Here is a 26516-nt window from a genome sequence, read left to right on the forward strand (position 1 = left end):
TAAAAACAACTTTTTTACTCCTAAGTGATGAGCATGTCGGAAAATATTCGTAACTTTGCACTCCAAAGTATAATTATGCGTGATTTAGAGCCATTTAAGATTGACTTGAAAGCTTTGACCGATCAGGTTGTGACCTATGCGTTTGAGCTTGACGATGCGTATTTTGAAGCCATTGAGGCTCCTGATATTCAAAAAGGCAATCTTTCTGTCGCACTGTCCATACGCAGGATGGCCGGCAGTTTTGAGCTGTCTTTCCATATCCAAGGGTTCGTCATCGTGACCTGTGACTTGTGCCTTGATGAAATGCAACAACCCATCGATACGGTAAACACGCTCATGGCGAAATTTGGCGAAGAATACTCAGACGATGATGACCTAATCGTAGTGCCAGAGCGCGAAGGCGTGCTCGACATCTCGTGGTTCATCTATGAATTTATAGACCTAAGCGTCCCCATCAAGCATGTGCATGCACCTGGAAAATGCAATGCTGTGATGACGAAAAAGCTGCAAGAGCTTTCGGCTACCCGAAGTAGTTTGGAGGACGGTGAAGAACCTGTGAATTCGTGCTGGGCTGGATTAGAAAAATTAAAAACAATAATTAAAGATTAAAAGAAAATGGCACATCCTAAAAGAAGACAGTCGAAGACTCGTACACTGAAAAGAAGAACCCATGATAAGGCCGTAGCTCCCACGCTGGCACTTTGCCCTAACTGTGGCGCATACTATGTTTACCACACTGTTTGTCCTACTTGTGGATATTACAGAGGTAAGGTTGCGATTGAAAAGGAAGTAGCTGAATAATGGAAAGAATCAACGCGATTATAACCGGCGTTGGGGGATACGTTCCTGACTATGTTCTCGATAATGAGGAACTCTCACGAATGGTTGACACCAGCGACGAATGGATTACTACTCGTGTTGGTATCAAAGAACGCCGCATCCTGAAGGAAGAAGGCCTCGGAACCAGTTACTTGGCACGTAAGGCTGCCAAGCAGTTGATTCAGAAAACCGGGGTAGATCTCGATACGATAGACGCGCTCATCGTTGCAACGACAACGCCCGACTACAAATTCCCCTCCACGGCATCCATCGTGTTAGGTAAGTTGGGGTTGAAAAACGCTTTCGCCTATGATTTGGAAGCAGCCTGCTGCGGTTTCATGTATGCATTGAGCACGGCATGCAGCTTCGTGGAGAGTGGGCGTTGCAAGAAGGTGATTGTCATCGGAGCGGACAAGATGTCATCGCTCGTTGATTATCAAGACCGACAGACATGCGTGCTCTTCGGCGACGGTGCAGGTGCCGTTTTGGTGGAAGCATCCGAGGACGGAGAGCTGGGTATGCAGGATATGTTCTTCCGTACCGACGGCATAGGACTGCCGTTCTTACACATGAAGGCCGGTGGCAGCGTTTGTCCAGCCTCACACTTCACGGTGGATCATCATCTGCACTACCTCTATCAGGAGGGGCGTTCGGTGTTCCGCTATGCGGTGACCGACATGAGTAATGACGTGGTGGAGATTATGAAGCGTAATAACCTTTCGGCAGCTGATGTGGATTGGGTGATACCTCACGAGGCTAACTTGCGCATCATCGAGGCCGTGACCAAGCGCGCTGAGCTTCCGATGGACAAGGTGGCTATCAACATTCAGCACTATGGCAATACCAGTGCCGCAACCATTCCGTTGGCTCTTTGGGACTATGAAAGCAAATTGAAGAAGGGTGACAACGTCATCTTCACAGCTTTCGGGGCCGGATTCGTACACGGAGCTTCTTTCTGCAAGTGGGCTTACGATGGCGCTGACGCCGTGACGAGGAAATAACGAATTGTGAAATTCCAGAATAAGAAAGCGCATCCTTTCCACGTAAAGAATGCGCTTTTTTCTTCTCAAACAAGTAGCAGCTTATGCACAAGGCAGGTTTTGTAAACATTGTGGGCAACCCAAACGTGGGCAAGTCGACGCTGATGAACCAGTTGGTGGGCGAGCGTATCTCCATTGCGACGTTCAAGGCCCAGACCACCCGGCATCGCATCATGGGAATCGTGAATACCGACGACATGCAGATTGTGTTCTCAGACACTCCGGGCGTGTTGAAACCCAATTACAAGATGCAGGAATACATGTTGGCTTTCTCTGAATCGGCTCTGGCCGACGCTGATATCCTGTTGTATGTAACCGATGTGGTGGAGGATCCGGAGAAGAATGCCGACTTTCTTGAAAAGGTGAGGACGATGACCATTCCGGTTATCTTGGTCATCAACAAGATTGACGCGAGCAACCAAAAGACCGTTGGCCAACTGGTGGAGAAGTGGCATGCGCTGCTGCCCAATGCCGAGATTCTTCCCATTTCAGCTGCTAATAAGTTTGGTGTGGACATGCTGCTCAAACGCATTCAGGAACTCCTACCCGACAGTCCTCCTTATTTCGACAAGGACCAACTGACTGATAAGCCTGCCAAATTCTTTGTCAGTGAGATTATCCGCGAAAAGATTTTGCTGTATTACGACAAGGAGATACCTTATTCGGTGGAGGTGAGGGTAGAGCAATTCAAGGAGTCGGCCAAGCAAATTCACATCAACGCAGTGATCTATGTGGAGCGCGAATCGCAGAAAGGCATCATCATCGGGCATCAGGGCGTGGCGCTAAAGAAGGTTAGCACCGAGGCTCGCAAGACCTTGGAGAAGTTTTTTGACAAGAAGGTGTACCTCGAAACCTTTGTCAAAGTAGATAAAGACTGGCGCAGCTCGCAGAAAGAACTTAGTAGTTTCGGGTATAATCCGGAGTGAGGGGAGCCTCCCCCAGCCCCTCCGAAGGAGGGGAGCGGACTATTGAGGAGAACGATGTGACATGCTCCCCTCCTTCGGAGGGGTTGGGGGAGGCTTTAATATAACTCTCTTTGGCACACTCCCCTCCTTCGGAGGGGTCGGGGGAGGCTTTAATATAACTCACTATGACACACTCCCCTCCTTCGGAGGGGTTAGGAGAGGCTTTTTTTTCAATATGGCAAAATTAGTAGCAATCGTTGGACGTCCCAATGTAGGTAAGTCCACATTATTTAACCGTTTAACACAGTCGCGCAAGGCGATTGTAAGTGATACTGCCGGTACCACCCGCGACCGTCAGTATGGAAAATGTAGTTGGAACGGACGTGAGTTCTCCGTGGTGGATACCGGAGGCTGGGTGGTCAACTCGGATGATGTTTTTGAAGACGCCATTCGCAGGCAGGTTATCGTGGCTACCGAAGAGGCCGACCTGGTGCTCTTCATGGTGGATGTGCAAAACGGATTGACCGACTGGGATGCCGACGTGGCGCAGATTTTACGTCGAACAAAGCTGCCCGTCATCCTGGTGGGTAATAAGGTAGACAACAGTGCCGAATATTATACGGCGGCCGAGTTTTATCGGTTGGGCCTGGGCGAGCCACAGTGCATCAGTGCAGCCACAGGTGGCGGTACGGGTGATTTGCTGGATTTGGTGCTGGAAAAGCTCCCGGCTGATGAGAAGGAAGCGCTGGAAGAAGACATCCCCCGCTTTGCTGTCGTGGGTCGACCCAATGCTGGCAAGAGCAGTCTTATCAATGCCTTCATTGGTGAGGATCGTCACATCGTGACCGAAATAGCCGGCACCACGCGGGACAGCATCTACACGCGGTTTGACAAGTTTGGATTTGATTTCTACCTGGTTGACACAGCCGGCATCCGTAGAAAGAACAAGGTTTCGGAAGATCTTGAGTTCTATTCGGTGATGCGCAGTATCCGCAGCATTGAGAATAGTGACGTGTGCATCCTCATGATTGATGCCACACGAGGCATTGAGTCCCAGGACATGAACATCTTCCAGCTCATTCAGAAAAATAACAAGTCGTTGGTGGTGGTGGTCAATAAGTGGGACTTGGTGGAAGATAAGGATCACAAGGTTATCAAGACCTTCGAGAACGCCATCCGTGAGCGTATGGCGCCATTCACCGACTTCCCCATCATCTTCGCTTCTGCCCTCACCAAACAGCGCATCTTTAAGGTGCTGGAAACGGCCAAGCAGGTGTACCTCAACCGTAAGCTGCGCATCGGAACATCCAAGCTTAACGAGGTGATGCTTCCCATCATCGAGGAAACACCGCCGCCATCCATCAAGGGAAAGTACATCAAGATAAAATATTGCACGCAGTTGCCTAACACGCAGATTCCTTCGTTTGTGTTTTATGCCAATCTGCCTCAGTATGTCAAGGAGAACTATCGTCGGTTCCTGGAGAACAAGATTCGCGAGAACTGGACGTTGACGGGCTGTCCCATCAACGTGTTTATCCGGCAGAAGTAATTTTGTTATAGGGAGTTATTGGGAGTAAATAGGGAGTTAAATGGAGTTAATGGACGAATGTTTTTTTAGTGGGGGTTAATGAGGATGTTAATTGGATTTAATGGACAAATGACTGCTAACTCCCCCGTAACTCCAGTTACCTCCTGCTAACTCCTCTGAATAAAATATCTAATGTCCGCTAACTCCCCCATAACTCCTGTTACCTCCCGTTAACTCCCTGTTAGATGATTATCTCCCACTAACTACTTGTAAAAAATAGCTGTAAAATGAAAAAACTTCTCTATCTGTTTGTCGCCATGGTGATTGTCGCCTGTACATCTTCTCTTGATGAAGGCGAGGTAGCCGCACGCGCAGCCAAGGAATATTACGACTATTTGATTCAAGGCAATATTGCCTCGTTCGTGGACGGGCACTATCGTCCCGATAGCATTCCTGACACCTATCGGGAACAACTCATCACCAATACTAAGATGTATATGAACCAGCAAAACGAAGAGCATCGAGGCATCAAGGACATTCGTATCGTAGATACCAAGACCGACATGCAGAAACATGCTGCCAACGTGTTCTTAGTGCTTAGTTTCGGTGATAGCACCAGTGAAGAAATTGTGGTTCCGATGGTTGAAAGTGGTGGCGTGTGGTACCTTAGATAAACAACAACCTCACTCTTCTCTTGCCCTTCGTTCTTCGTCAATGAGTTGGAAATCTTTTTTGCGGAGGATGAAGTTGCTTCCTAAGTATTTTTCTCGTACAATTTTATTGTCGGCAAGTTCTTCCGGTGTGCCGTGGAACAGGATTTTTCCCTCGAACAACAGATAGGCGCGGTCGGTGATGGTCAGCGTTTCTTGTACGTTGTGGTCGGTGATGAGGATGCCGATGTTACGGTATTTCAGTCGCCATACAATGTGCTGGATGTCCTCCACGGCAATGGGGTCGACGCCGGCAAACGGCTCATCGAGCATGATGAACTTGGGGTCGATGGCCAGGCAGCGGGCAATCTCCGTGCGTCGGCGCTCACCTCCCGACAGTTGGTCGCCCTTGTTCTTGCGCACTTTGTTCAGTCTGAACTCGTTAATTAGGCTCTCCAACTTGTCTAACTGCTCCTGACGGGATAGCTTGGTCATCTCCAGAACCGACAGGATGTTGTCCTCCACGCTCATCTTCCTGAACACGCTGGCCTCCTGTGGCAGGTATCCAATGCCGGCCTTTGCGCGCTTGTAGACGGGATATTCGGTAATCTCTTCCTCGTTGAGATACACATGTCCTTCGTTGGGAATCACCAGTCCTGTGGTCATGTAGAACGAAGTGGTCTTTCCCGCACCATTGGGTCCCAGCAGACCAACAATCTCTCCTTGTCGCACATTGTAGCTCACCTTGTTGGCAACCGTACGCTTGCCATATCGTTTTACCAGTCCTTCGGTACGCAGTACCAAGCTTTCGCTTTCCTGTTGTGGCACTTCCGTTTCTCTTTGCTCGTTCATGAATGCTGTATCTTGATTTTTACTCACTTTGTTAGGCGCAGCCTATCTTTTGCAAAGATAGAAAAATTTATCAGAATAGAAAGGGAGTTCCTGTTGGTTTGTTGCTTGTTTTTGAAAAAGGGTCAGCAAACAGCAAGGGGTATTCGCTGTCTGTCAGACCAGTGAATACCCCTTGTAGGTTATGATGTCAAGCGTAAGGCTTAGAAGTTGGCAGCGCCTTGCTTGTCCCACCAAACGCGAGTTCCGCCAATGTCACCTTTGAACTTGGAGCTTGAATTCTCTTTGTTGAGTAATTCGATGCCCTTTTGCAGTTCGGCATTGTTGGTGTTTTCGTATTTGATGCACCCTTAGAAAGTCTTGCAAATTTGACATCAGTAAGTACTTATATGCGCAAAAACAAGATTCTTATACGCAAAAAAGAATCCATTGGATAAAAATATTGCCTAATTTTGCAAAAAACAATTAAATATTAACCTTATCTAAATTATAAAATTATGGCAATAAAAATGAATCAAACAAATGACTCGTGTTCCATACAGTTTGGGCGCATTCTGAGTCTATGTGTATTTTTGCTGTTGTGGTACATTCCCTTAGGTGCACAGCAAATTATTCCCATTCGTGGAACTGTTTTTAGTGCTGACGACAAGGAGCCGCTCACTGGGGTTAGTGTCCATGTGGAGGGGGCTTCTGCAGGAGCCGTGACCGATATTGATGGGAACTTTGTGTTAAAGACCGCACTTCCTGCAAGATTGAAATTTAGTTATGTTGGATTTCAGACGGCCACCATCGAAGTGCAGGAGAACAATCCTGTAAAATTATTCATGAAACCAGATACCCACTCTTTGGACGAAGTGATGGTAGTAGGTTATGGAGTTCAAAAGAAAAAACTTGTTACCGGCGCTACAGTCCAGGTGAAAGGTGACGATATAGCAAAGCTAAACACTGTCAATGCTCTTGGCGCACTACAGAGCCAATCACCAGGTGTTAATATTGTTTCCAGTTCGGGCATGCCTGGTGAAGGTTTTAAAGTGACCATTCGCGGATTGGGTACTACAGGATCTTCTGAACCGCTTTATATCATTGATGGTGTTACGGGCGGCGATATCAATGCGCTCAATCCAGGTGATATAGAATCTATTGATGTACTCAAGGATGCTGCTTCTGCTGCTATTTATGGAAGTCGTGCTGCTAATGGCGTTATCCTTGTAACTACCAAGCAAGGACTTAAGGGTAAGCCACAGGTAACTTATGATGGTTATATTGGATGGCAGAATGTATACAGACAGCCTGATCTTCTTAACGCACAAGAATATGCTAAAATTATGAGTGAGGCACGCTATATGGACGGGCTTTCTGATTTTGATTATCAAGCACTCGTTCCTGATTGGTCCATGATAAAAAATAATGAATGGAATGGAACAAATTGGATGGACGAAGCAAGAAATAAAAACGCATTGGTGACAAACCATGGAATTAATATCATAGGTGGCAGTGATTTGTCTACATATTCACTCGGCCTTTCATATACAGAGCAAAACGGAATCATTGGCAAGCCAGTTTCTCCAAAATATGACCGCTACAATGTGCGTCTAAATTCCGACCATAACCTTATTGTATCGGGAAAGCTCAATATATTAAAAGTTGGAGAAAACCTTACCTACTCCTATTCAGAGCGCAGTGGCATCCGAATCGGTGATATGTGGAGTAATGACATTCGCAATCTTTTACATACAAGCCCATTCCTTCCCAATTTAGATAAGGATGGCTCCTCATACCATTATGCTATTCCTTGGGAGTCTCGAGAGCCAAACCCTATCGGTTTGATGGATTATGTAGGAGGGCAAAACGTTTCCAAATCACACTGGCTGCAAGCAAATCTATATGCACAGTTAGAACCTGTCAAAGGTCTTCGCATAAAGACCAATTTCGGGTACAAATTTAATGCGAACAGCAATCGCAGCTTTGTCCCAGTTTATAAACTAGCAAGTAATAATTTTGCCTCAGAAAGCCAAGTGACCCAAGGAGCAAGTATTGGAACGTCTATTCTTTGGGAAAATACGCTGAACTATAACACGAAAATAAAATTGCATACCATAGATGCTCTTCTTGGTCAATCGATTGAGAAGAACAACATGGGCGAATCAATCAGTGGCACCAACTTTAATTCTATATTCCCAGATTACAAACATGCCTATCTAAACAATACTCCTGTAGTAACGGGACGCACAATCTTGGCAGGAGCTCCATGGGGTAATAGTCAGTTGGCGTCATTCTTCGGTCGTATCAATTATGACTTCAATGGCAAATATATGGCTACTGCAGTAGCTCGAGTTGACGGCTCTTCTAATTTTGCACGTGGGCACAGATGGGGGTTCTTTCCTTCAATATCAGCAGGATGGATTATAACAGAAGAACCGTGGATGAGACCAGTACGGGGATGGATGGATTATCTAAAATTACGAGCCAGTTGGGGACAAAATGGCAATCAGGAAATCCCAGCTTTCCAATACCTTTCAACGATCTCTTTCGCTGGTTCTGATTATGTTTTCGGTCCTGATAAGAGTGCTATTCGCAAAGGAGCCTATCCTGACATTCTGGCTAATGAGAATCTAACATGGGAGACTTCCGAGCAGCTGAATCTGGGCTTAGATGCTCATCTCTTTAATAACCGACTTGCACTAATCTTCGATTACTACATAAAAACCACTGTAGATTGGCTCGTGGTAGCTCCTATTCTCGATAGTTATGGCACCGGAGCTCCTTATATAAATGGTGGCGACGTTCGCAACAGTGGCGTTGAGCTTGCTCTGAATTGGAATGACAATTTGGGTAAATTAAAATATGGAGCGAGTTGGAATATGGCATATAATAAGAATGAGGTCACGAGGATAGCCAATTCAGAAGGAATTATTCATGGAGCCAATGACGTACTGAGCAACCAGACCACTGAAATATACCGAGCACAAGTGGGTTATCCGATAGGATATTTCTATGGTTTTAGCACAGCGGGGATATTCCAAACCGAGGAGCAAATCAAAGCTTACCACGGAGCGAAACTTGAAGGAACTCGGCCTGGAGATGTTATTTGGGTAGACAGAAATGAGGATGGCGTCATAGATGAACATGATCAGGGAATGATTGGTAACCCACATCCTGATGTGACGATAGGACTCGGTCTTACAGCATCGTATAAAGGTTTCGATTTCAGTGCAACTCTGCATGGAGCCTTTGGGCAACAAATCATGAAATCATATCGCTCATTTGTCGATTATGCCAGACAAAACTATACATCAGAAATTTTTGGTCGCTGGCACGGACCTGGCACGTCAAACCGACTGCCTAGGTTAACTACTGGTACATCTACTAACTGGCAGTTTGTATCAGACCTATATATGGAAGATGGAGATTATCTGCGCTTACAGAATATCACCTTCGGATATGATTTTAAGAGCTGGTTTAAGAATTTGCCTTTAGAACAGCTTCGTGTCTACCTTGCCTTCGAAAATCTTTTTACAATTACAGGTTATTCTGGAATGGATCCGGAAGTAGGCTATGGTGGATACGAATCTTGGGTGATGGGTGTAGACATTGGGTCGTATCCCAGTCCCCGCACCATCATGGTTGGTCTTAATGTCAAGTTCTGATAACTTTAACATGCTACTTTCTAATTCTAAAATTAAAAGTCTTAAATTACCTATACAGATGAAAAAAATATTGTTGTTCATAAGCTGCATACCCTTAATCTCTAGTTGTGAAGGATTTCTTGATACTGAAAACCTCACGAAAAAGGACAGCTCAAATTTTCCACAGACAGAAGCTGATATTGAATCAGCCGTAGTATCTATTTATGATGAGTTACGCAAAACAACAGGCGGTGAAGAAGGTCAGTGTTTCTTTATCACTTCTGAGGTCCTCTCTGATGATCGGTTTGGTGGAGGAGGACCTGATGACCGCCGTATAGCTGCTATAGATTTTCTACTTAAGTCAGACGAAAATATGTTTGCCGATCCATGGAAGCAAAACTATAGCGGAATTTTTAGAGCAAACTTCCTTCTTGAGAAATTGAATGCAATCAATGTCAGTGAAGATATTAAACAGCAAGCGCGTGGAGAGGCGTCTTTCCTGAGGGCCTACTTCTATTTTCAATTATGCCAGATGTTTGGAACAGTTCCACTAATAGTCTCAACAAAAGCCGAGAACTTGCCCAGAGCCAAAAAAGAAGATCTCTATGCTCAGATTGGAACTGATCTGAAGACAGCTATTGAGTGTTTGCCAGCAACGCCCTATAGTCCATCAGATGTATCGAAACTCGGCCGCGCCAACCATTGGGCTGCGGAGGGTATGCTTGCACGCGTATTTCTGTTCTATACGGGATATTACAGTGAAAAGAGCATGCCGCTTATTAAAGGTACATTAACAAGAGAAGATGTGATAAAGTACATCGATGATTGTGTGGAAAACAGTGGCTATGGACTTGTTGCAGATTTCCGTAGTCTTTGGCCATATGCAAATGAGTATACAACAAAAAATTATTCATTTGCGAAAGACAACAACTTGCATTGGATTGGAGAATCTGGAAATAACATCGAGAGCATATTTTCCATCAAATACTCAACGCAGGCTTCATGGAACGATGGATCTGCGTATCGTTCAAACAGAGTGTGCCTGTTTATGACTCCACGTGAGGGAGCCGATATGATGAGCAATTTCCCATATGGATTGGGCTGGGGCATTGGTACAGTCAATTCAAGGACCTATTCTGATTGGCCTACAAACGATTTGCGTCGTGATGCTTCGATTATGAGTGTGAACAAAGAAATGCCAGATTACGTTTGGGGCAATGATAAGCAGATGAACGAAACAGGATACTGGCAAAAGAAATATGCAGCGTTCAATTGTATTGATGACGACGGAAGCAGTGTTAACTTCTATATGAAGATGTATCCTTCGTTAGACCCCGACTACCAGCTCAACAACATGCAAGACATCTATGTGCTTCGATTTGCCGATGTTTTACTCATGCAGGCAGAACTTAAGCAAGATGCTGTACCCCTGAACCGCGTTCGTCATCGTGCAGGGCTTGCCGATGTCGCATATTCGGATGAGAATCTGCGCAATGAGCGGCATTGGGAACTTGCGTTCGAAGGATTAAGATATTGGGATTTGTTACGTTGGAATATCGCAGGGGATGTCCTGGACGCAAAACAAAACAATGTAAAAGTTAAGAATAATCTTGTAGATGAGAAGATGAACTTTACTGGAATAAAGGCACGTATTCAGGCAACAAAGGGTGTACTTCCATTGCCCAAAACACAGATAGACCTCTCTAACGGAGTTCTTCTGCAAAACCCAGGCTGGGGTACTGAGAGCTTAAAACCATAATCACTTTACAAAAACTGTTTTTATCATGAAAAGATTCTGTATATTTGCTACATTAACGATTGCCATTTCGTTAGCAGCATGCGACCCGTTGATTGATGACAAACCTATGGGGGCGATATTGTCACCAGAACAGCTTGACATTGAAGTAACTAACATCAAAGAAGGAAGTAATGCCATAGTCCTAAGAAACAACACTTCACGCACGGCCGCCTATTGGGATACAGGCATAGGGTTGTCTACACGTCAATGTGACACCATAATCATGCCATACATTGGTGATGTTAAGGTGAAATTCATAGGTATGTGCGATGGTGGACAGGTAGAAACTGAGCGGTCTGTTCACATCAATCAGATAGATCATCCCATCCAGAAAGAATGGACTTCGTTTGCGGGAAATGGAACAAAAGGTAAAACTTGGACGTGGAATTTTGACAATACGGACCAGGCGGTCTATGGCACTGGTGGCTGGCTTACGCAGGATAATCCTTCATGGGACGTGAAGCCGCTCAGTGAGTTGGAAGACAGGAACTGTTCTCTTGTGTTTGACTTAAATGGCGGAGCCAATGTTACTAAAGTTGATGCAAATGGCAAGATACTTGAGAAAGGAAAGTTCTCTTTTGACATGACAGCCACAAAGAATAACCCTGACAATGGAGAGCAATGGTCAATAGGTCAGCTTACGCTTACTGGAGTCACAATGCTTTCGGGACATGCCTTTTATGATCCTAACAACAAAATCACCACGTTTGAAATACTTAAACTTACTGACGACGAATTGGTGTTATGCTATAACGCGCCAGATGCAGCGGCATGGTCTGATGCCACTTTCTGGATGTTATGCGTCAAATGATAAATAGAAATATTTGAATAAATGAAAATAGGATTAGATGTGGGTGGCACGAATCTACGTGCTGCCCTTGTAAGTAAGCACAGCATTTTAAAAAAAGAGCAAGTGCAATGTCCTGCAGACGGCTCTGTACAAGACGTGGTAGATGCATTATGTGGAATCATTGACAAACTCTTTGATGAGAATATAGAGTCCTTAGGAGCTGGCATACCATCAGTAGTCGACAGCGAGAGTGGCATTGTATATAATACGGCGAACATACCTTCGTGGAAAGAGGTAAGACTGAAGGAGATTCTGCACAAGCGTTACAATGTTCCGGTTGCAGTCGAAAATGATTCTAACTGTTTTGCATTAGGCGTTTCACTTCATGAACAAGATAACAAGTTTAAGCACATGGTTGGGATTACTCTGGGAACAGGACTTGGCTGTGGCGTTGTCATAAATGGAAAATTGTATAGAGGAGCAAATGGGGCCGCTGGTGAGATAGGCTCACTCCCTTATCTGGATAGTGATGTAGAACATTATTGTGGCAGCATGTTCTTTTCTCGCTTCTGCCATAAAACAGCTCTACAGCTCTACAGTTTGGCAAAGAATGGTGATGCCGAGTCTATTGAAAAGTGGCATGAGTTTGGCTGCCACATGGGAAACATGGTCAAGATGGTGATGTTTGCTTACGATCCAGATGCGATTTATTTTGGCGGAGGCATTTCACAAGCGTTCTCTCTGTTCGAGCAATCCATGAATGAAGTGATTAAGTCGTTCCCATATCCGAAATCGACAAAACTTCTACAAATCAGGCCCACCAGATTACAAGATGCGGCACTGTTAGGAGCTGCCAGTCTTATTTAAAATTCAAAAGCAAAAGAATAACCTATAAAACCAATAGACAATGAAAGGAACATTAGTACATATACAACGACACATTGCATTGTTCTCACTACTTTTCTTTCTTGGAGTAACGACTTTGCCAGCTCGCATATTTGAGTTAAAAAATGGATGGATCTTGCAGGGTCGATACAAAGCTACTGTGCCATCAACCATTATGGGTGTATTGACAGACAATGGCGAATACAACGGTATACTTGAAGGAACCGCCTATAAGCAGATAGACCGCACACGGTTTGACAAGCCTTGGACGTACTCCAATACATTCAGTCTCACGGAAAATGATCGGAAGGGGCATGTCTTCTTAAAGCTTGATGGAATCAGTTACCGTGCAAACATTAAACTTAATGGGGGCCTAATTGCAGACACCTCAGTTGTGTATGGCACATATCGTCGCCATCTACTTGATATTACTTCTGTTGCGAAAGAGAAGAACAATCTTCAGATTCAAGTGTATAGGGCTATGCCTGGCGAGCCCAATGCAGGATATGTGGACTGGAATCCAAGACCAGCCGATGAAAGTATGGGAATCATACGGCCAGTGAGTATTGTTACCTGTGGCGATGTGATGTTGACAAGTCCTGCAGTGTTCAGTGAGGTGAACATGGCCACGCTTGACGAAGCTTGGTTGACATTTTCTACTAAAATAACCAATTTGTCCGATCACGAGGTTCATGGTGAAATACATGCATCGTTTGGAGAAGTTGAGTTTACATATCCTATATCTCTACATGCTGGCGAACAACGGCTGTTGACACTTACGCCTGACCAGGTAAAGCAACTACATATAAAAAATCCAAGGTTGTGGTGGTGCCGGGGTTTAGGAACCCCGGAACTATATAAAATGGACCTCACGTTCTTATCCAATGGGAAAATTCAAGACTCTAAGTCCTTCCAGTTTGGCATCCGTCAGGTAGGAGAATATTTCACCTCAGATGGCGACCGTGGATTTACACTCAATGGTAAGCGTGTGCTTATTCGAGGAGGCGGATGGACCGATGATATTTTTATGAGAGATACGCCTGAGACAAATGCAGAGCAACTCTATAAAGTATGTGACATGAATCTTAATGCAATACGAATGGAAAATATTTGGGGAAAGTCGCAAGATATATTCAATCGATGTGACTCTCTCGGTATAATGGTACTTCCTGGTTGGACATGCCATTGGGAGTGGGAAGTATACCTTGGAAAATCCTGTGATGATTTATATGGATGTATGACATCGGAGAATGACATACGTTTGATGACACAATATTTTCATGACCAATTGCTTTGGTTGCGTAACCATCCGAGTATTATTTGCTGGTTTGTTGGGAGCGACAAGATACCTGTACCTAAACTTGAACAGAATTATCAGCGACTACTTCGTAGATTTGATCCCTCTCGCTCGATAGTCACATCTGCAAAGAAATTAGAAAGCCAATTGTCTGGAACCGCAGGCATGAAAATGGAAGGACCATACGACTATGTTGGACCGGCATATTGGTATGCACAGGAGGCTCCAGGCGGCGCGTTTGGCTTTAATACAGAAACTGGCATTGGAGCACAAATTCCACAGAAAGAGTCACTCAAACGTATGATAGGCAAAAATCTATGGCCGATTAACGAGACTTGGGAATATCATTGTACGGCATCTCAAACTTCCATGAATTCTCTTAACCATCTACAGAAAGTCATTTCCTCGCGTTATGGTACGCCAACTACCTTAGACGATTTCTTACACAAGGCAGATTTAGCCAATTATGAGAGTACAAAGGCAATGTTTGAAGCTTTTCGTGTGAACACTCCACGCTCTACGGGCATTGTGCAATGGATGCTTAATTCTGCGCGTCCAGGATTGTACTGGCAACTATACGATTACTACGGGCAGCCAAATGCGTCATATTATTCGGTGAAAAAAGGTAACTCTCCAATACAGTTGATTTATAACTACGCATCAAAAAAAATCATCGCTGTCAATGAGTCGATACTTCCTGCACATGTTCATGCATCCATGAAAATATATTCTTTGGACGGAAGTCTGATCGATGAACAAAATACTGATATTTCTATTTCTGGTCAGAAGCATGAAATCATATTTAATACACCAGAAATAAAGGAAAACGCTTTTCTGTTCTTGAAACTCACCGATGCTAAACACAACATCATTTCCACCAACGAGTATGTTCTTGCAGAACAAATGGATATTTATGATTGGGAAGCTACCGACTGGATAACAACTCCAATAAAAAGGTACGCTGACTATTCCGCTCTTGCAAAACTTGAAAGAGTGAAGCTTAACTTCAAAGCCGAATCAAGTAACAATGTCGAAGGGAAAAGTATCAATATTAGTGTGAATAATCCTAATAAAGTGGTTGCATTACTCATACGACTTGCCCTTACTGATCAGAAGGGGCATCTTGTGTATCCTGCATATTACACAGACAACTTCATCACTTTGCAACCAGGTGAAAATAGGAATATAAGATGCAATCTCCCCAAAGGAGTTGATACCAAAGACCTGAAGTTACAGGCTGACGGGTGGAATCTGGCTGGAATCAGTGAGATAAAAATTAAATAGAAGACCATTACATGATTCGTCTGATATTGCTTATAGATTTCACAGAAACCTACGCCACGGAATTATTACGGGGAATACTTGATTATTCCCAATCTCACGAGCCCTGGGTTATATGTCGTATGCCTCCTTCATACCGTGTTGAGCATGGTATTGAAGGAGTGCTTCAGTGGGCAAGACAATGGAAAGCAGATGCCATCATCGGCCAGTTTAATAACAATGATGATGTAAGTGTCTTTGCTGAAAATGGAATAATAGCACTTGCACAAGATTTTATTCAACGATTCCAGAACATACCTAATATTACGGGGGATTATATAGGCCAAGGCAATTTGGCTGCAGAGTTCTTCATAAAAAAGGGCTTTAGAAGTTTTGCTTTCTATGGCTATGCAAATGCGGTATGGAGCCAAGAACGTTGTAAAGGTTTCTCTGATACTATCAAGTCTTACGGATACCATTCACCTTCTATCTATATAAAGCAGTCACTTGAATATCTGTGGTATTATGACTTGGAACCGCTGGCTGAATGGCTGAGAAAATTACCTTCCTCCACGGCTATTCTAGCCTGCGATGACACACGAGCTAGCGTGATACTTGAAGTTTGTCGGATACTTAGGATCAAAGTTCCTTCAGAAATTGCTGTTTTAGGTGTTGATAATGATGAAATTACATGTACGCTTACATATCCTCTGCTATCGAGTATAAGTCTTGATGTTCGTCGTGCAGGTTACAATACTGCACAGTATATCGACCATGTGTTAAATCATAATTACAAGCGAGTTGACAATATCATGGTGGATTATATGGCAGTAATCGAAAGACAGTCAACTGACATATTTATGACGTCTAACAAGCATATTTTAACCGTTTTATCATTTATACATCAGTTTTATGCAGATAATCTCTCGGTGGACCGCCTTCTCAAACTTGTTCCTATGTCGCGTCGCTTATTGGAGAAAACTTTCAAAGCGGAAACTGGAACTTCCATCCATCAGTATATTTTGGATTTACGCTTTGAACGCATGAAACACAAATTGGTGTCCACAGATACACCAATTGCAGAACTTGCATTATTAACAGGTCTTTCTGATGCCAAGAATGTCGCGCGTATGTTTAAAAAACGAATGGGTATCACTCCTCTTGAATACAGAGACAAGCATCGTTGTGAACATACATGATTATGCATAAAATATTTGTTAGCTTTTAACTCAAATTATAGGAAGAAAATTTGGATTAAAGGGCGTGGATGAAATGAACGACATGCGGAATATACGCAACTGTGGTGATCAATGATTATAAATCTTCTTGCAAAAACACTTTCACATGCTTGGCGTATCTCACTTTGATTTTGAATCAGCCAAGCAGTTGTGGATAATAAGTGAATATGACTGCGTATAAACTGTCGTTTTGATTTTATTAGCAGCGATGGCTATAAGGACGAATCTCGGGAGTATTAATGGCTGCTTGAGAGAAAAACTACAGGGTTTATGGGTGAATGTAGATGAATTTAATTACTTTTGCAAAAGGTATTCAAACTCGCATCAAGAATGATTATAAAGCTGTTGATAACATATCTGACCACTTTCGGTGAGTACTTGATTCTGATGGGGCGCACGTTCAGGCGCCCCGAGCGCATGCGCATGTTTTTCAAACGTTATGTCAAGGAGATGTGTCAGTTGGGTGTCGATTCGATACCACTCGTGTTGTTGATATCGTTTTTCATCGGTGCTGTCATCTGCATCCAGATGAAAGTCAACGTACAGAGTCCGTGGATGCCTCGGTGGACCACGGGTTATGTTACCCGTGAAATCTTCTTATTGGAGTTTGCCAGCGCGTTCATGTGCTTGATTCTGGCTGGAAAGGTGGGGTCTAACATTGCTTCTGAATTGGGTACTATGCGGGCGACCCAGCAGATTGATGCCCTTGATATCATGGGTGTGAATCCGGCCAGCTACCTCATTCTTCCCAAGATAGCCGGATTGATTACCATTATGCCCTTCCTGGTAATCTTCAGCTCGGTTGCCGGTATCATTGGCGCTTACGGTACGGCGTATAGTGGCGTGCTCACTCCAGACGACTTGACGGCAGGTTTACAATATTCGTTTAACGTATGGTTTGTATGGATGAGTATCATCAAGAGCATCGTCTTCGCGTTCATCATTGCCAGCGTTTCTTCTTTCTATGGCTTTTCGGTACAGGGAGGCTCGGTTGAGGTGGGCGAGGCTTCCACGAACGCCGTGGTGAGCAGTTCTGTGTTGGTGTTGTTTGCTGACGTGTTCCTCACTCCGTTGCTGAGTTGAGTTTTTCAAAGTTTCAGAGTTGTTGAGTTTATGATAGAGGTAAAAAACTTAAATAAATCGTTTGGCGAGAAACAAGTATTGCGCGACATCAACGTCCGATTCGAGGATGGGAAAACCAATCTGATCATTGGACAGAGCGGTTCGGGCAAGACGGTTTTGGTGAAGAATATCGTTGGTCTGCTCACGCCCGACAGCGGGCAGGTGCTTTATGACGGGCGTGACTTTGTGGCGATGAGAAAGCGAGAACAGGTGATGATGCGTAGGGAAATGGGGATGGTGTTTCAAAATTCTGCCCTGTTCGACTCAATGTCGGTACTCGAGAATGTGATGTTCCCATTGGATATGTTTTCTACGAAGAACTATCGCGACAGGGTGAAGCGAGCACTTGAATGTCTGGACCGCGTGAACCTGGTGGAGGCGAAAGACAAGGCTCCAGGTGAGCTGTCGGGCGGCATGCAGAAGCGTGTGGCCATCGCGCGCGCCATCGTGCTGAACCCCAAATATCTCTTCTGTGACGAACCCAACTCGGGGCTTGATCCAAAGACCTCGTTGATTATAGACCAATTGCTGTCGGGCATTACCAAAGAGTTTGGCATGACCACCATCATCAACACCCACGACATGAACTCGGTGATGGAGATTGGCGAGCATATCACTTTCATCTATCATGGCCGCGTGGAGTGGGAGGGAAATAAGGATAATGTGGTGAATTCGGATAACAAGAAGCTGAACGGTCTGGTCTTCGCCTCCGATTTGTTCAAGAAAGTAAAGCAGGCCGAAAACGAATGAGGATAAACAGCATTTGGCAGGTTTCTGCAGTATTAGGCTTAAATTGGTGTGTGGTTTTGTCTGCCTCCATTGGACGGAGATATTGAACAAAACGAAAATAGCTAACCTCTCCAAGAAATTTTGCAGCCTTGGATGAATCATCAATATTTAAGCCTCTACTTTTTAGTAGTTCTATTTGTTCTGAAATAGGGAGAGCCAGCTTAGTGTATGATCTTAATGTACTCATAAAAAGCAAAAGACCCGCCCTGGTTCGCTGTTCAAATGGGAAGCGTGGCGGATTCTGTTGCTACAAAGTTATGAACAATCATTGGATAATACAAACTTTTAAGCAAAAAAACACGAAAAAGTTACTTGTGGGCAAAAAAGTAGATGCAACATATTTGCGGCTGTTGCGATAGGCTTGTTGGCAGTTTCATTTGGTGCAATCATATATAGGCTAAGAAGTGGGTTTCTTAAAGCATGTCTTTTAGCCCCTTTATGCAAAGGGTTAAGGCGGTTAAAGCAATGAGTTTGCGTGCTAATCTCCATGAGTTAATAACAGTCTGATTTATAGCTGATTATTTTGCCGCAATTGCGTTAAAAAATCAAATAATTCAGAGTGAAGTTAGGAGATTAGGGTAAAAATGCGTAATTTTGCCATTCATTTGAAAACAACAAAAATAATCATAAATCAAAACTTTAAAGATGAATATTTCATTTGAGAATCCCGACAAGATCAATGGTCAGTTGACCGTGACAGTCGAAGAGTCCGATTACAAAGAGGATGTCGAGAAGACATTGAAAGATTATCGTAAGAAGGCCAACATGCCAGGTTTCCGTCCCGGACAGGTTCCGATGGGAATGATTAAGCGCCAGTATGGCCCCGCCGTTAAGATGGACGTCATCAATAAGCAGGTGGGCAGGAAGGTCTACGATTATATCAAAGAGAACAATATTCCGATGCTGGGCGAACCTCTGGCATCTGAGAAGCACGACGCGGTGGATCTTGAGAAGGATGCTCCTTATACCTTTGTGTTTGATATCGCCGTAGCGCCCGAATTCAAGATTGAACTCAATGGCAAGAACAAGATTGATTATTACAAGATACAGGTTGACGACAAGCTGATTGACCAGCAGGTGGATTCGTTTGCCGCTCGGATGGGCGAGTATGTCAAAGCAGAAACTTTCGAAGGCAATGACATGCTGAAGGGTGACCTGCGCGAGCTCGATGAGCAAGGCAACACCAAGGAAGGTGGTCTGACGGTTGAGGCTGCCGTGTTGATGCCCTCTTATATTAAGGTGGAGGAAGAAAAGAAGAAGTTTGATGGTGCCAAACTGGGTGACATCATCACCTTTAATCCGCGTAAGGCCTACGCCAGCGATGTAGAATTGGCTTCGTTCTTGAAGATTGATAAAGAACAGGTGAAAGACCATGAAGGCGACTTCAGCTATCAAATCACCGAAATCAGTCGTTTCCAAAACCATGCAGTGAATCAGGAACTGTTCGACAACATCTATGGCAAGGACGCTGTGAAGGATGAAAAACAATTCCGTGAGAAGATAGCCGAGGGACTGAAAGCACAACTCGAGGGCGAGAGCGACTACAAATTCTTGTTGGATACCCGTGCTTATGCTGAAAAGAAGGTTGGAAAACTGGAATATCCTGACGAACTGTTGAAGCGTATCATGCGTAAAAACAATCCCGATAAGGATGAGGCGTTTGTAGAAAAGAATTATGACGAGAGCCTCAAGCAGCTCACTTGGCACCTGATTAAAGAGCAGTTGGTGAAAGCACATGATATCAAGGTAGAGGACCAAGATGTCAAAGAAGTGGCGCGTGCTGCCGCTCGTGCCCAGTTCGCTCAATATGGTATGAGCAATGTTCCCGATGAGTATATCGACAATTATGTCAACGATTTGTTGAAAAAGCAAGAGAGCGTAGATGCTTTCATCGATCGTGCAGTAGACACGAAGCTGACACAGGCCTTGAAAAATTCAGTGAAATTGAATGAGAAAGAAATTTCACTGGATGACTTTCAGAAGATGATGGAAGAGAAATAACGTTTTTTCACTTAAAAAACTTCTTGTAACAAGAGGTTATCGACTTTTTTTATTAACTTTGTATAATCGAGGTTTTAAAAAGTGTCGATAACCTCTTTTATATTATAATGAGAAAGGATAAAAACAAAATGAATGACTTTAGAAAATATGCCACTCAACACTTGGGGATGAATGGCATGGTGCTTGATGACGTCATCAAGAGTCAAGCGCGATATCTTAACCCGTATATTTTGGAAGAACGTCAGCTGAATGTAACGCAGTTGGATGTGTTCTCGCGCCTGATGATGGATCGAATTATCTTCTTAGGAACGGAGATTGACGACTATACGGCCAACACTTTGCAAGCGCAGCTGTTGTACCTCGACAGCGCAGACAGTGGCAAGGACATCTCCATCTACATCAATAGTCCTGGCGGAAGCGTCACGGCAGGGTTGGGTATCTACGATACCATGCAGTTTATCTCGTCAGACGTGGCAACCATCTGTACAGGCATGGCGGCTTCGATGGCTGCCGTGTTACTGGTAGCAGGACAGGAAGGAAAGCGTAGTGCCTTGACACACAGTAGGGTGATGATTCATCAGCCGCTCGGAGGCGTGCAGGGACAGGCTTCTGACATCGAGATTGAAGCCAAGGAGATTATCAAATTCAAGAAAGAATTGTTCACCATCATCGCCAATCACTCTCACACACCGTACGAGAAAGTCTACCGAGATTCGGACCGAAACTACTGGATGGACGCAGAGCAGGCGAAGGAATATGGAATGATTGACACGGTGCTGGTTAGGAAACAACAAAAAGGAGAAAATGCCGACGATTAAGAAAAAGTGTAGTTTTTGCGGAAGAAGCGAGCAAGAAGTACGACTGCTCATCACGGGAGCTGACGGATTTATCTGCGAGGATTGCGTTCAGCAGGCTTACCAGATAGCCGTGGCTTCTGGAGCACTGGATGAAGAAGTGGAACAGCACGCCAGTGACCAGCCCTTCAAACTCAAGAAAGTTCCCAAACCACAGGATATCAAGGCTTATCTCGATGAGTACATCATTGGGCAGGATGACGCCAAACGATATCTGTCGGTGGCAGTGTACAACCATTACAAGCGGTTGCAGCAGCCCAAAAATGATGACGGTGTGGAGATTGAGAAGAGCAACATTATCATGGTAGGCTCAACGGGAACGGGTAAGACGTTGCTTGCCAAGACCATTGCTCGACTGCTCGATGTGCCTTTCACCATCGTTGATGCAACGGTGTTTACCGAGGCTGGATATGTGGGTGAGGATGTAGAAAGCATCTTGTCGCGCCTGTTGCAGGTGGCCGATTATGACGTGCCGGCAGCCGAGCGGGGCATCGTTTTCATTGACGAGATTGACAAGATTGCCCGCAAGAGCGATAATCCATCCATCACACGCGATGTGAGTGGCGAGGGCGTGCAGCAGGGACTTTTGAAATTGTTGGAGGGTACCATGGTGAATGTGCCGCCAAAAGGCGGTCGCAAGCATCCCGACCAAGACTATATCCATGTGGACACGAAGAACATCCTGTTTATCTGCGGCGGTGCTTTCGATGGCATCGAGCGTAAGATAGCGCAGCGACTCAACACGCATGTGGTGGGTTACAACTCGGTGCAGAACGTGCGGAACATCAACAAGGGCGACCTGATGCAATATATCTTGCCGCAAGATTTGAAATCGTTCGGACTGATTCCCGAGATTATTGGCCGTCTGCCTGTGCTCACCTATCTGAATCCTTTGGACAGAGAGGCGTTGCGCAAAATCTTGGTAGAACCCAAAAATTCGATTGTTAAACAATATATCAAGCTGTTTGAGATGGACGGAATCAAGTTGACGTTCGCCGAAGATGCGCTCGATTACATGGTTGACAAGGCTGTTGAGTATAAATTAGGTGCGCGTGGTTTGCGCTCTATCGTGGAGTCGGTGATGATGGATGCCATGTTCGAAATCCCCTCCAAGCATGTCAAGAGCTTCAAAGTGACGCTCAAATACACCCAGGAGCAGCTCGACAAGGCTCATCTACAGAAATTGGAATCGGCTTAAACAGCCGCACAATGAAACACAATAGCGATAATCTAAGTCGGATTGTTCGGCGGGGAAGGACCTGATCCCCGCCGAACACATCGGCACTAATGAAACACTATGGCGAAAAAAGTTAATCTTACAGAGAAGTTAAAACTCTACTTTGGCTTTGATTCTTTCAAAGGCGAACAGGAAGCTATCATCAATCACCTTTTGGCAGGTAACAGTGCGTTTGTATTGATGCCAACAGGAGGAGGGAAAAGTTTATGCTATCAACTGCCCTCCTTGCTCATGGAGGGTACCGCCATTGTCATCTCTCCCCTCATCGCCTTGATGAAAAATCAGGTAGATGTCATCAATGGCATCAGTGAGGAAGAAGGCGTAGCCCATTTCCTTAACTCGTCTTTAAACAAGGCTGCCATCCAACAGGTCATGGACGATGTCCGCTCGGGGCGTACCAAGTTGTTGTATGTAGCTCCAGAGTCTTTAAATAAGGAAGAAAACATTGAGTTCTTAAAGACCGTCAAAATCTCTTTTTATGCCATCGATGAGGCGCATTGCATTTCAGAGTGGGGACACGATTTCAGACCGGAATATAGAAACATCCGACCCACCATCAACAAGATAGGCGATGCCCCTGTAATCGCTTTGACGGCAACCGCCACCGATAAGGTGCGCACAGACATCAAGCGTAGCTTAGGAATTGCGGATGCTCGCGAGTTTAAAAGCTCGTTCAACCGTCCCAATCTGTACTACGAGGTACGCCAAAAAGCCTCGGATATCGACCGTCAAATCATCATGTTCATTCGTCAGCATGAGGGCAAGAGTGGCATCATTTATTGCCTGTCGCGCAAAAAAGTGGAAGAATTGTCTGAGGTTTTGAAAGCGAATAACATCAAGGCGGCTCCGTATCATGCAGGTTTGGACAGCGCCACCCGCTCACAAACGCAAGACGACTTCTTGATGGAGCGCATCGATGTCATCGTGGCCACCATCGCTTTTGGCATGGGTATCGACAAGCCCGACGTGCGCTTTGTCATCCACTACGACATCCCGAAAAGTCTGGAGGGATACTATCAGGAGACAGGACGTGCCGGTCGAGATGGCGGTGAGGGCATCTGTGTGGCTTTCTACGCACGAAAAGACCTCAAAAAGTTGGAGAAGTTCATGGAGGGAAAGCCCGTGGCAGAGCAAGACATCGGCCGCCAACTGCTGCAAGAAACGGCGGCTTATGCCGAGTCTTCCGTGTGCCGACGCAAGATGTTGCTACACTATTTCGGGGAAGAATATCGGCAGGACAACTGCCACAACTGCGACAACTGTCTGCATCCCAAAGAGCGGCGCGAGGGCAAGGACGCCCTGCTCATCATTCTCAAGGCCATTGTAGCACTCAAAGAAGAGTTCCGTCAGGGTTATGTCGTTGATTTTGTCATGGGCAAAACCACAGAAGACATCACCTCGCACAAGCACGATGAGCTGGAAGAGTTTGGCTCCGGCGAGGACGAAGACCCCAAGATGTGGAATCCCGTCATTCGCCAAGCACTCATCGCGGGATACATCGAAAAGGAAGTGGAGAACTATGGGGTGCTCAAAGTGACGGCAGCCGGCAAGAAATTCATCAAAAAGCCCGTGTCGTTCATGGTCGCACTGGATACCGAGTTCAGCGATTACGATGAGGTCGAGGCACCAAAGGGCGGAACCGGCGTACTCGATCCGGCGCTCTTCAGTATGCTGAAAAATCTGAGAAAGCAAATGTCGGCCAAGCTGAACCTGCCAAAATACGTCATTTTCCAGGATGCCTCGTTGGAGCAGATGGCTACCGATTACCCCATTACTTTGGAGGAATTGCAACAGATTCAAGGCGTGGGAGCCGGAAAGGCCAAGCGATATGGCCCTAAATTCGTCGAGCTGATCAAGGCGCATTGTGAAGAGAATCACATAGAACGACCCGAAGAGATGCGTGTACGAACGGTAGCTAAAAATAGCATGACCAAGATCAAAATCATTCAGAGCATTGATCTGCAGGTGGCACTCGATGACATCGCCAATGCCTTGGGACTTGACTTCGACGAACTGCTCGACGAGCTGGAAGCCATTGTATACAGCGGAACCAAAATCAACATCGACTATTTTGTGGAAGATGTGATGGATGAAGAGCATGTGGACGAAATCTACGACTACTTCTTGGATAGCGAGTCGGATGGTTTGAAACTGGCCATGGAAGAGTTGGGCGACATATATACCAAGGAGGAGTTGCGCTTGGTGCGCCTCAAATTCATTTCTGATTTAGCCAATTAACACTCTTTCAATCTCCCGTACACTTTTTGTTATTGTTTGTAAGTAATCAAGGCGTTTCACTTCGTGAACAGAGAAAAAGTGAAACGCAAGATGGGAGAAATGAGGAAAATAACGATGGAGGGGCGGTATTCCCACTATTCCTGAAATGATAGGGAGGGTGAGCATGCCGCCCCTTCATGGTATATAGCTGCTCATCGCAGATGCCTTTTTCCCTTCGTGCATCCGCAACGTTCGGTTGCGCTAATTCGAGTCGGTTTTTTAATCGAATGATGATAGATTTGAAAAGCATGGAGTTTGATGGCTAAACTCCATGCTTTTGGCACCTAAAGTCAATGGGTTTAAGCACCAAACTCCATGCTCTTTTCTACGAACCATGTAACATGATGAATACACCATGTAAATAATGCTTTTGTCATGCCCGAAATTAAAGCGTCACAAACAAAACCCTCGTGCTCGTATTCGGTAAGCATTTAGTGAAGATGTAGAGATAGAATGGAGCGATGGAACAAGCAAAAAGGCACGTCAAATCAGTGCCTTTTTGCCTTTTTAAAAGATGTTGAGAAAGCGGTTGTTGCCGCCTTTTAAACCGTTAATTTCTAAACCCAATCGATACAAATGGAAGGGCAAGTCTTAATGAGCTGTGCCAATATTCCCAGTTGTGAACACCATTGCGAATGCGAAGTTCGCTTTTGAGGCCTGCTTTGCTGCAAAGCTGGTGAAGGTTAAAAGAGTCTCCTACATCAGGATCGTCATCTCCGCAATCGAAGAACCAGCGTACTGTGCGCAGCTGCTGCTTTGTTGCTTCATTTGCATTCAACATGAAATCAATTGCAGAGTGGTCACGAACCGATTTGCAGACATAGTATAACTTGTCCTTTCCATGCGGGGCAACTTCTGGTTCTTTGGTGTCCAGCCAAGCACTCATGGCAAAAGACGATGAGAAAAGCTCGGGATGATGCTGGCAGTACACGGTGCTGGCACCTCCACCCATCGAAAGTCCCATAACGGCCCGGTGCGCTTTGTCGGTATAGGTATGATACTTTTTCTCTACGGTAGGCATCAGTTCGGTAAAAAAGAACGTTTCATAGTTCCATCCAGGCATGTTATAGTAGCCATTCCAATGATTTCTTGCATCAGGATGTCCTGCGTTGGGCATAATAATAACCATGGGTACAGCCTCTTGGGCTTTAATCAATTCATCTGCAACCTCTCTCATGTTTGCTTTCATAGCCCAGTCTTTATATGTGCCATACAGACCATGCAGCAAGTAGGCAATGGGATACTTTTGTGATGCTGGCTCATACCCTGTGGGCAGATAGACATTGTATTTAATCGTACTATTCAGCACCTTACTGTGTATGCTGTCGGTAATTACTTTACCAGCCCATGATGGTGCACTCATCCAAAAGATAAAAAATAATAAAAATAACTTTTTCATTGTTATATTGTTTAAAATAGTAATTTCTGGCAGAATCAATTGGTTGCGGGCAAATGCAAAGGTTGTCAGTAGCTATTGATGCCATGCAAAGGTATACATTTTTTCCTTTTCCAGATAGGAAGGATTGATAAAAATAGCGAGTTTATGGTTTT

20 protein-coding genes are annotated in these 26516 nt (G+C 44.9%); 18 read left to right on the plus strand and 2 right to left on the minus strand.

The window, feature by feature from the left end; all coding sequences use genetic code 11:
- Positions 1–75: 75 nt before the first annotated feature.
- The 6 genes from HMPREF1254_RS08870 to HMPREF1254_RS08890 all read left to right on the plus strand — a co-directional run bounded on the left by HMPREF1254_RS08870 (position 76) and on the right by HMPREF1254_RS08890 (position 4966).
- On the plus strand, positions 76–609 hold the full coding sequence (locus HMPREF1254_RS08870; protein WP_023058331.1) for a YceD family protein: 534 nt from the start codon (positions 76–78) through the stop codon (positions 607–609).
- Between the two features lie 6 nt (positions 610–615).
- Positions 616–801, plus strand: coding sequence for a 50S ribosomal protein L32 (gene rpmF / locus HMPREF1254_RS11810; RefSeq protein ID WP_036880240.1), 186 nt, complete (start codon positions 616–618; stop codon positions 799–801).
- On the plus strand, positions 801–1820 hold the full coding sequence (locus tag HMPREF1254_RS08875) for a beta-ketoacyl-ACP synthase III (RefSeq protein WP_023058325.1): 1020 nt from the start codon (positions 801–803) through the stop codon (positions 1818–1820). The genes rpmF and HMPREF1254_RS08875 overlap by 1 nt, the downstream gene beginning before the upstream one ends.
- Before the next feature lie 83 nt (positions 1821–1903).
- Positions 1904–2785, plus strand: coding sequence for a GTPase Era (gene era, locus HMPREF1254_RS08880; protein ID WP_004349055.1), 882 nt, complete (start codon positions 1904–1906; stop codon positions 2783–2785).
- Between the two features lie 214 nt (positions 2786–2999).
- Complete coding sequence (der, locus tag HMPREF1254_RS08885; RefSeq protein ID WP_023058341.1) at positions 3000–4313, plus strand: ribosome biogenesis GTPase Der; 1314 nt, start codon at positions 3000–3002, stop codon at positions 4311–4313.
- Positions 4314–4579: 266 nt separating this feature from the next.
- Entirely contained in the window at positions 4580–4966 is a 387-nt protein-coding gene (locus HMPREF1254_RS08890; protein WP_023058366.1) for a DUF4878 domain-containing protein, read from the plus strand.
- A gap of 9 nt (positions 4967–4975) precedes the next feature.
- Here HMPREF1254_RS08890 and lptB read toward each other — a convergent pair whose 3' ends face one another.
- On the minus strand, positions 4976–5794 hold the full coding sequence (lptB, locus tag HMPREF1254_RS08895; protein ID WP_023058364.1) for an LPS export ABC transporter ATP-binding protein: 819 nt from the start codon (positions 5792–5794) through the stop codon (positions 4976–4978).
- A gap of 494 nt (positions 5795–6288) precedes the next feature.
- On the opposite strand from lptB, the gene HMPREF1254_RS08900 reads away from it, so the two are divergent.
- The 12 genes from HMPREF1254_RS08900 (at position 6289) to recQ (ending at position 24926) form a co-directional block, all read left to right on the plus strand.
- On the plus strand, positions 6289–9438 hold the full coding sequence (locus HMPREF1254_RS08900) for a SusC/RagA family TonB-linked outer membrane protein (RefSeq protein ID WP_023058319.1): 3150 nt from the start codon (positions 6289–6291) through the stop codon (positions 9436–9438).
- Positions 9439–9496: 58 nt separating this feature from the next.
- Complete coding sequence (locus HMPREF1254_RS08905) at positions 9497–11176, plus strand: RagB/SusD family nutrient uptake outer membrane protein (protein WP_036879651.1); 1680 nt, start codon at positions 9497–9499, stop codon at positions 11174–11176.
- A 25-nt stretch (positions 11177–11201) separates the two neighbouring features.
- Complete coding sequence (locus tag HMPREF1254_RS08910) at positions 11202–12026, plus strand: hypothetical protein (RefSeq protein WP_036879654.1); 825 nt, start codon at positions 11202–11204, stop codon at positions 12024–12026.
- A gap of 21 nt (positions 12027–12047) precedes the next feature.
- Positions 12048–12872 carry an ROK family protein gene (locus tag HMPREF1254_RS08915; RefSeq protein WP_023058328.1) on the plus strand — a complete coding sequence of 275 codons (825 nt, stop codon included), beginning with the start codon at positions 12048–12050 and terminating at the stop codon, positions 12870–12872.
- Between the two features lie 40 nt (positions 12873–12912).
- Complete coding sequence (locus HMPREF1254_RS08920; RefSeq protein WP_023058368.1) at positions 12913–15471, plus strand: glycoside hydrolase family 2 protein; 2559 nt, start codon at positions 12913–12915, stop codon at positions 15469–15471.
- A gap of 11 nt (positions 15472–15482) precedes the next feature.
- On the plus strand, positions 15483–16646 hold the full coding sequence (locus tag HMPREF1254_RS08925; RefSeq protein ID WP_023058332.1) for an AraC family transcriptional regulator: 1164 nt from the start codon (positions 15483–15485) through the stop codon (positions 16644–16646).
- A gap of 369 nt (positions 16647–17015) precedes the next feature.
- Entirely contained in the window at positions 17016–17768 is a 753-nt protein-coding gene (locus HMPREF1254_RS08930; protein ID WP_023058360.1) for an MlaE family ABC transporter permease, read from the plus strand.
- A 30-nt stretch (positions 17769–17798) separates the two neighbouring features.
- The gene (locus HMPREF1254_RS08935; protein WP_023058322.1) at positions 17799–18557 is read left to right on the plus strand and encodes an ABC transporter ATP-binding protein; all 759 of its coding nucleotides are present in this window, start codon (positions 17799–17801) and stop codon (positions 18555–18557) included.
- A gap of 684 nt (positions 18558–19241) precedes the next feature.
- Positions 19242–20597 carry a trigger factor gene (tig, locus tag HMPREF1254_RS08940; protein ID WP_023058320.1) on the plus strand — a complete coding sequence of 452 codons (1356 nt, stop codon included), beginning with the start codon at positions 19242–19244 and terminating at the stop codon, positions 20595–20597.
- Positions 20598–20725: 128 nt separating this feature from the next.
- Positions 20726–21415, plus strand: a complete 690-nt coding sequence (gene clpP / locus HMPREF1254_RS08945) for an ATP-dependent Clp endopeptidase proteolytic subunit ClpP (protein WP_036879712.1) — start codon at positions 20726–20728, stop codon at positions 21413–21415.
- Complete coding sequence (gene clpX / locus HMPREF1254_RS08950; protein WP_023058335.1) at positions 21402–22649, plus strand: ATP-dependent Clp protease ATP-binding subunit ClpX; 1248 nt, start codon at positions 21402–21404, stop codon at positions 22647–22649. The genes clpP and clpX overlap by 14 nt, the downstream gene beginning before the upstream one ends.
- Before the next feature lie 99 nt (positions 22650–22748).
- Positions 22749–24926: a DNA helicase RecQ gene (gene recQ / locus HMPREF1254_RS08955; protein ID WP_023058370.1), complete on the plus strand. Its 2178-nt coding sequence runs from the start codon at positions 22749–22751 to the stop codon at positions 24924–24926.
- Positions 24927–25515: 589 nt separating this feature from the next.
- On the opposite strand, the gene HMPREF1254_RS08960 is transcribed toward recQ, so the two are convergent.
- Positions 25516–26364 carry an alpha/beta hydrolase gene (locus HMPREF1254_RS08960; RefSeq protein ID WP_023058350.1) on the minus strand — a complete coding sequence of 283 codons (849 nt, stop codon included), beginning with the start codon at positions 26362–26364 and terminating at the stop codon, positions 25516–25518.
- Positions 26365–26516: the final 152 nt, after the last annotated feature.

The organism is Prevotella sp. BV3P1, from assembly GCF_000479005.1.
In the GTDB taxonomy this organism is placed as follows: Bacteria; Bacteroidota; Bacteroidia; order Bacteroidales; family Bacteroidaceae; genus Prevotella.

Bases quoted from the DNA above. Each gene is read 5' to 3' on its own strand.
- HMPREF1254_RS08935 (WP_023058322.1), top strand. From the start codon at position 17,799: ATGATAGAGGTAAAAAACTTAAATAAATCGTTTGGCGAGAAACAAGTA.
- rpmF (WP_036880240.1), top strand. From the start codon at position 616: ATGGCACATCCTAAAAGAAGACAGTCGAAGACTCGTACACTGAAAAGA.
- HMPREF1254_RS08875 (WP_023058325.1), top strand. From the start codon at position 801: ATGGAAAGAATCAACGCGATTATAACCGGCGTTGGGGGATACGTTCCT.
- HMPREF1254_RS08890 (WP_023058366.1), top strand. From the start codon at position 4,580: ATGAAAAAACTTCTCTATCTGTTTGTCGCCATGGTGATTGTCGCCTGT.
- der (WP_023058341.1), top strand. From the start codon at position 3,000: ATGGCAAAATTAGTAGCAATCGTTGGACGTCCCAATGTAGGTAAGTCC.
- clpP (WP_036879712.1), top strand. From the start codon at position 20,726: ATGAATGACTTTAGAAAATATGCCACTCAACACTTGGGGATGAATGGC.
- clpX (WP_023058335.1), top strand. From the start codon at position 21,402: ATGCCGACGATTAAGAAAAAGTGTAGTTTTTGCGGAAGAAGCGAGCAA.
- HMPREF1254_RS08900 (WP_023058319.1), top strand. From the start codon at position 6,289: ATGGCAATAAAAATGAATCAAACAAATGACTCGTGTTCCATACAGTTT.
- HMPREF1254_RS08930 (WP_023058360.1), top strand. From the start codon at position 17,016: ATGATTATAAAGCTGTTGATAACATATCTGACCACTTTCGGTGAGTAC.
- lptB (WP_023058364.1), bottom strand. From the start codon at position 5,794: ATGAACGAGCAAAGAGAAACGGAAGTGCCACAACAGGAAAGCGAAAGC.
- HMPREF1254_RS08905 (WP_036879651.1), top strand. From the start codon at position 9,497: ATGAAAAAAATATTGTTGTTCATAAGCTGCATACCCTTAATCTCTAGT.
- HMPREF1254_RS08870 (WP_023058331.1), top strand. From the start codon at position 76: ATGCGTGATTTAGAGCCATTTAAGATTGACTTGAAAGCTTTGACCGAT.
- HMPREF1254_RS08910 (WP_036879654.1), top strand. From the start codon at position 11,202: ATGAAAAGATTCTGTATATTTGCTACATTAACGATTGCCATTTCGTTA.
- HMPREF1254_RS08915 (WP_023058328.1), top strand. From the start codon at position 12,048: ATGAAAATAGGATTAGATGTGGGTGGCACGAATCTACGTGCTGCCCTT.
- recQ (WP_023058370.1), top strand. From the start codon at position 22,749: ATGGCGAAAAAAGTTAATCTTACAGAGAAGTTAAAACTCTACTTTGGC.
- HMPREF1254_RS08960 (WP_023058350.1), bottom strand. From the start codon at position 26,364: ATGAAAAAGTTATTTTTATTATTTTTTATCTTTTGGATGAGTGCACCA.
- HMPREF1254_RS08920 (WP_023058368.1), top strand. From the start codon at position 12,913: ATGAAAGGAACATTAGTACATATACAACGACACATTGCATTGTTCTCA.
- HMPREF1254_RS08925 (WP_023058332.1), top strand. From the start codon at position 15,483: ATGATTCGTCTGATATTGCTTATAGATTTCACAGAAACCTACGCCACG.
- era (WP_004349055.1), top strand. From the start codon at position 1,904: ATGCACAAGGCAGGTTTTGTAAACATTGTGGGCAACCCAAACGTGGGC.
- tig (WP_023058320.1), top strand. From the start codon at position 19,242: ATGAATATTTCATTTGAGAATCCCGACAAGATCAATGGTCAGTTGACC.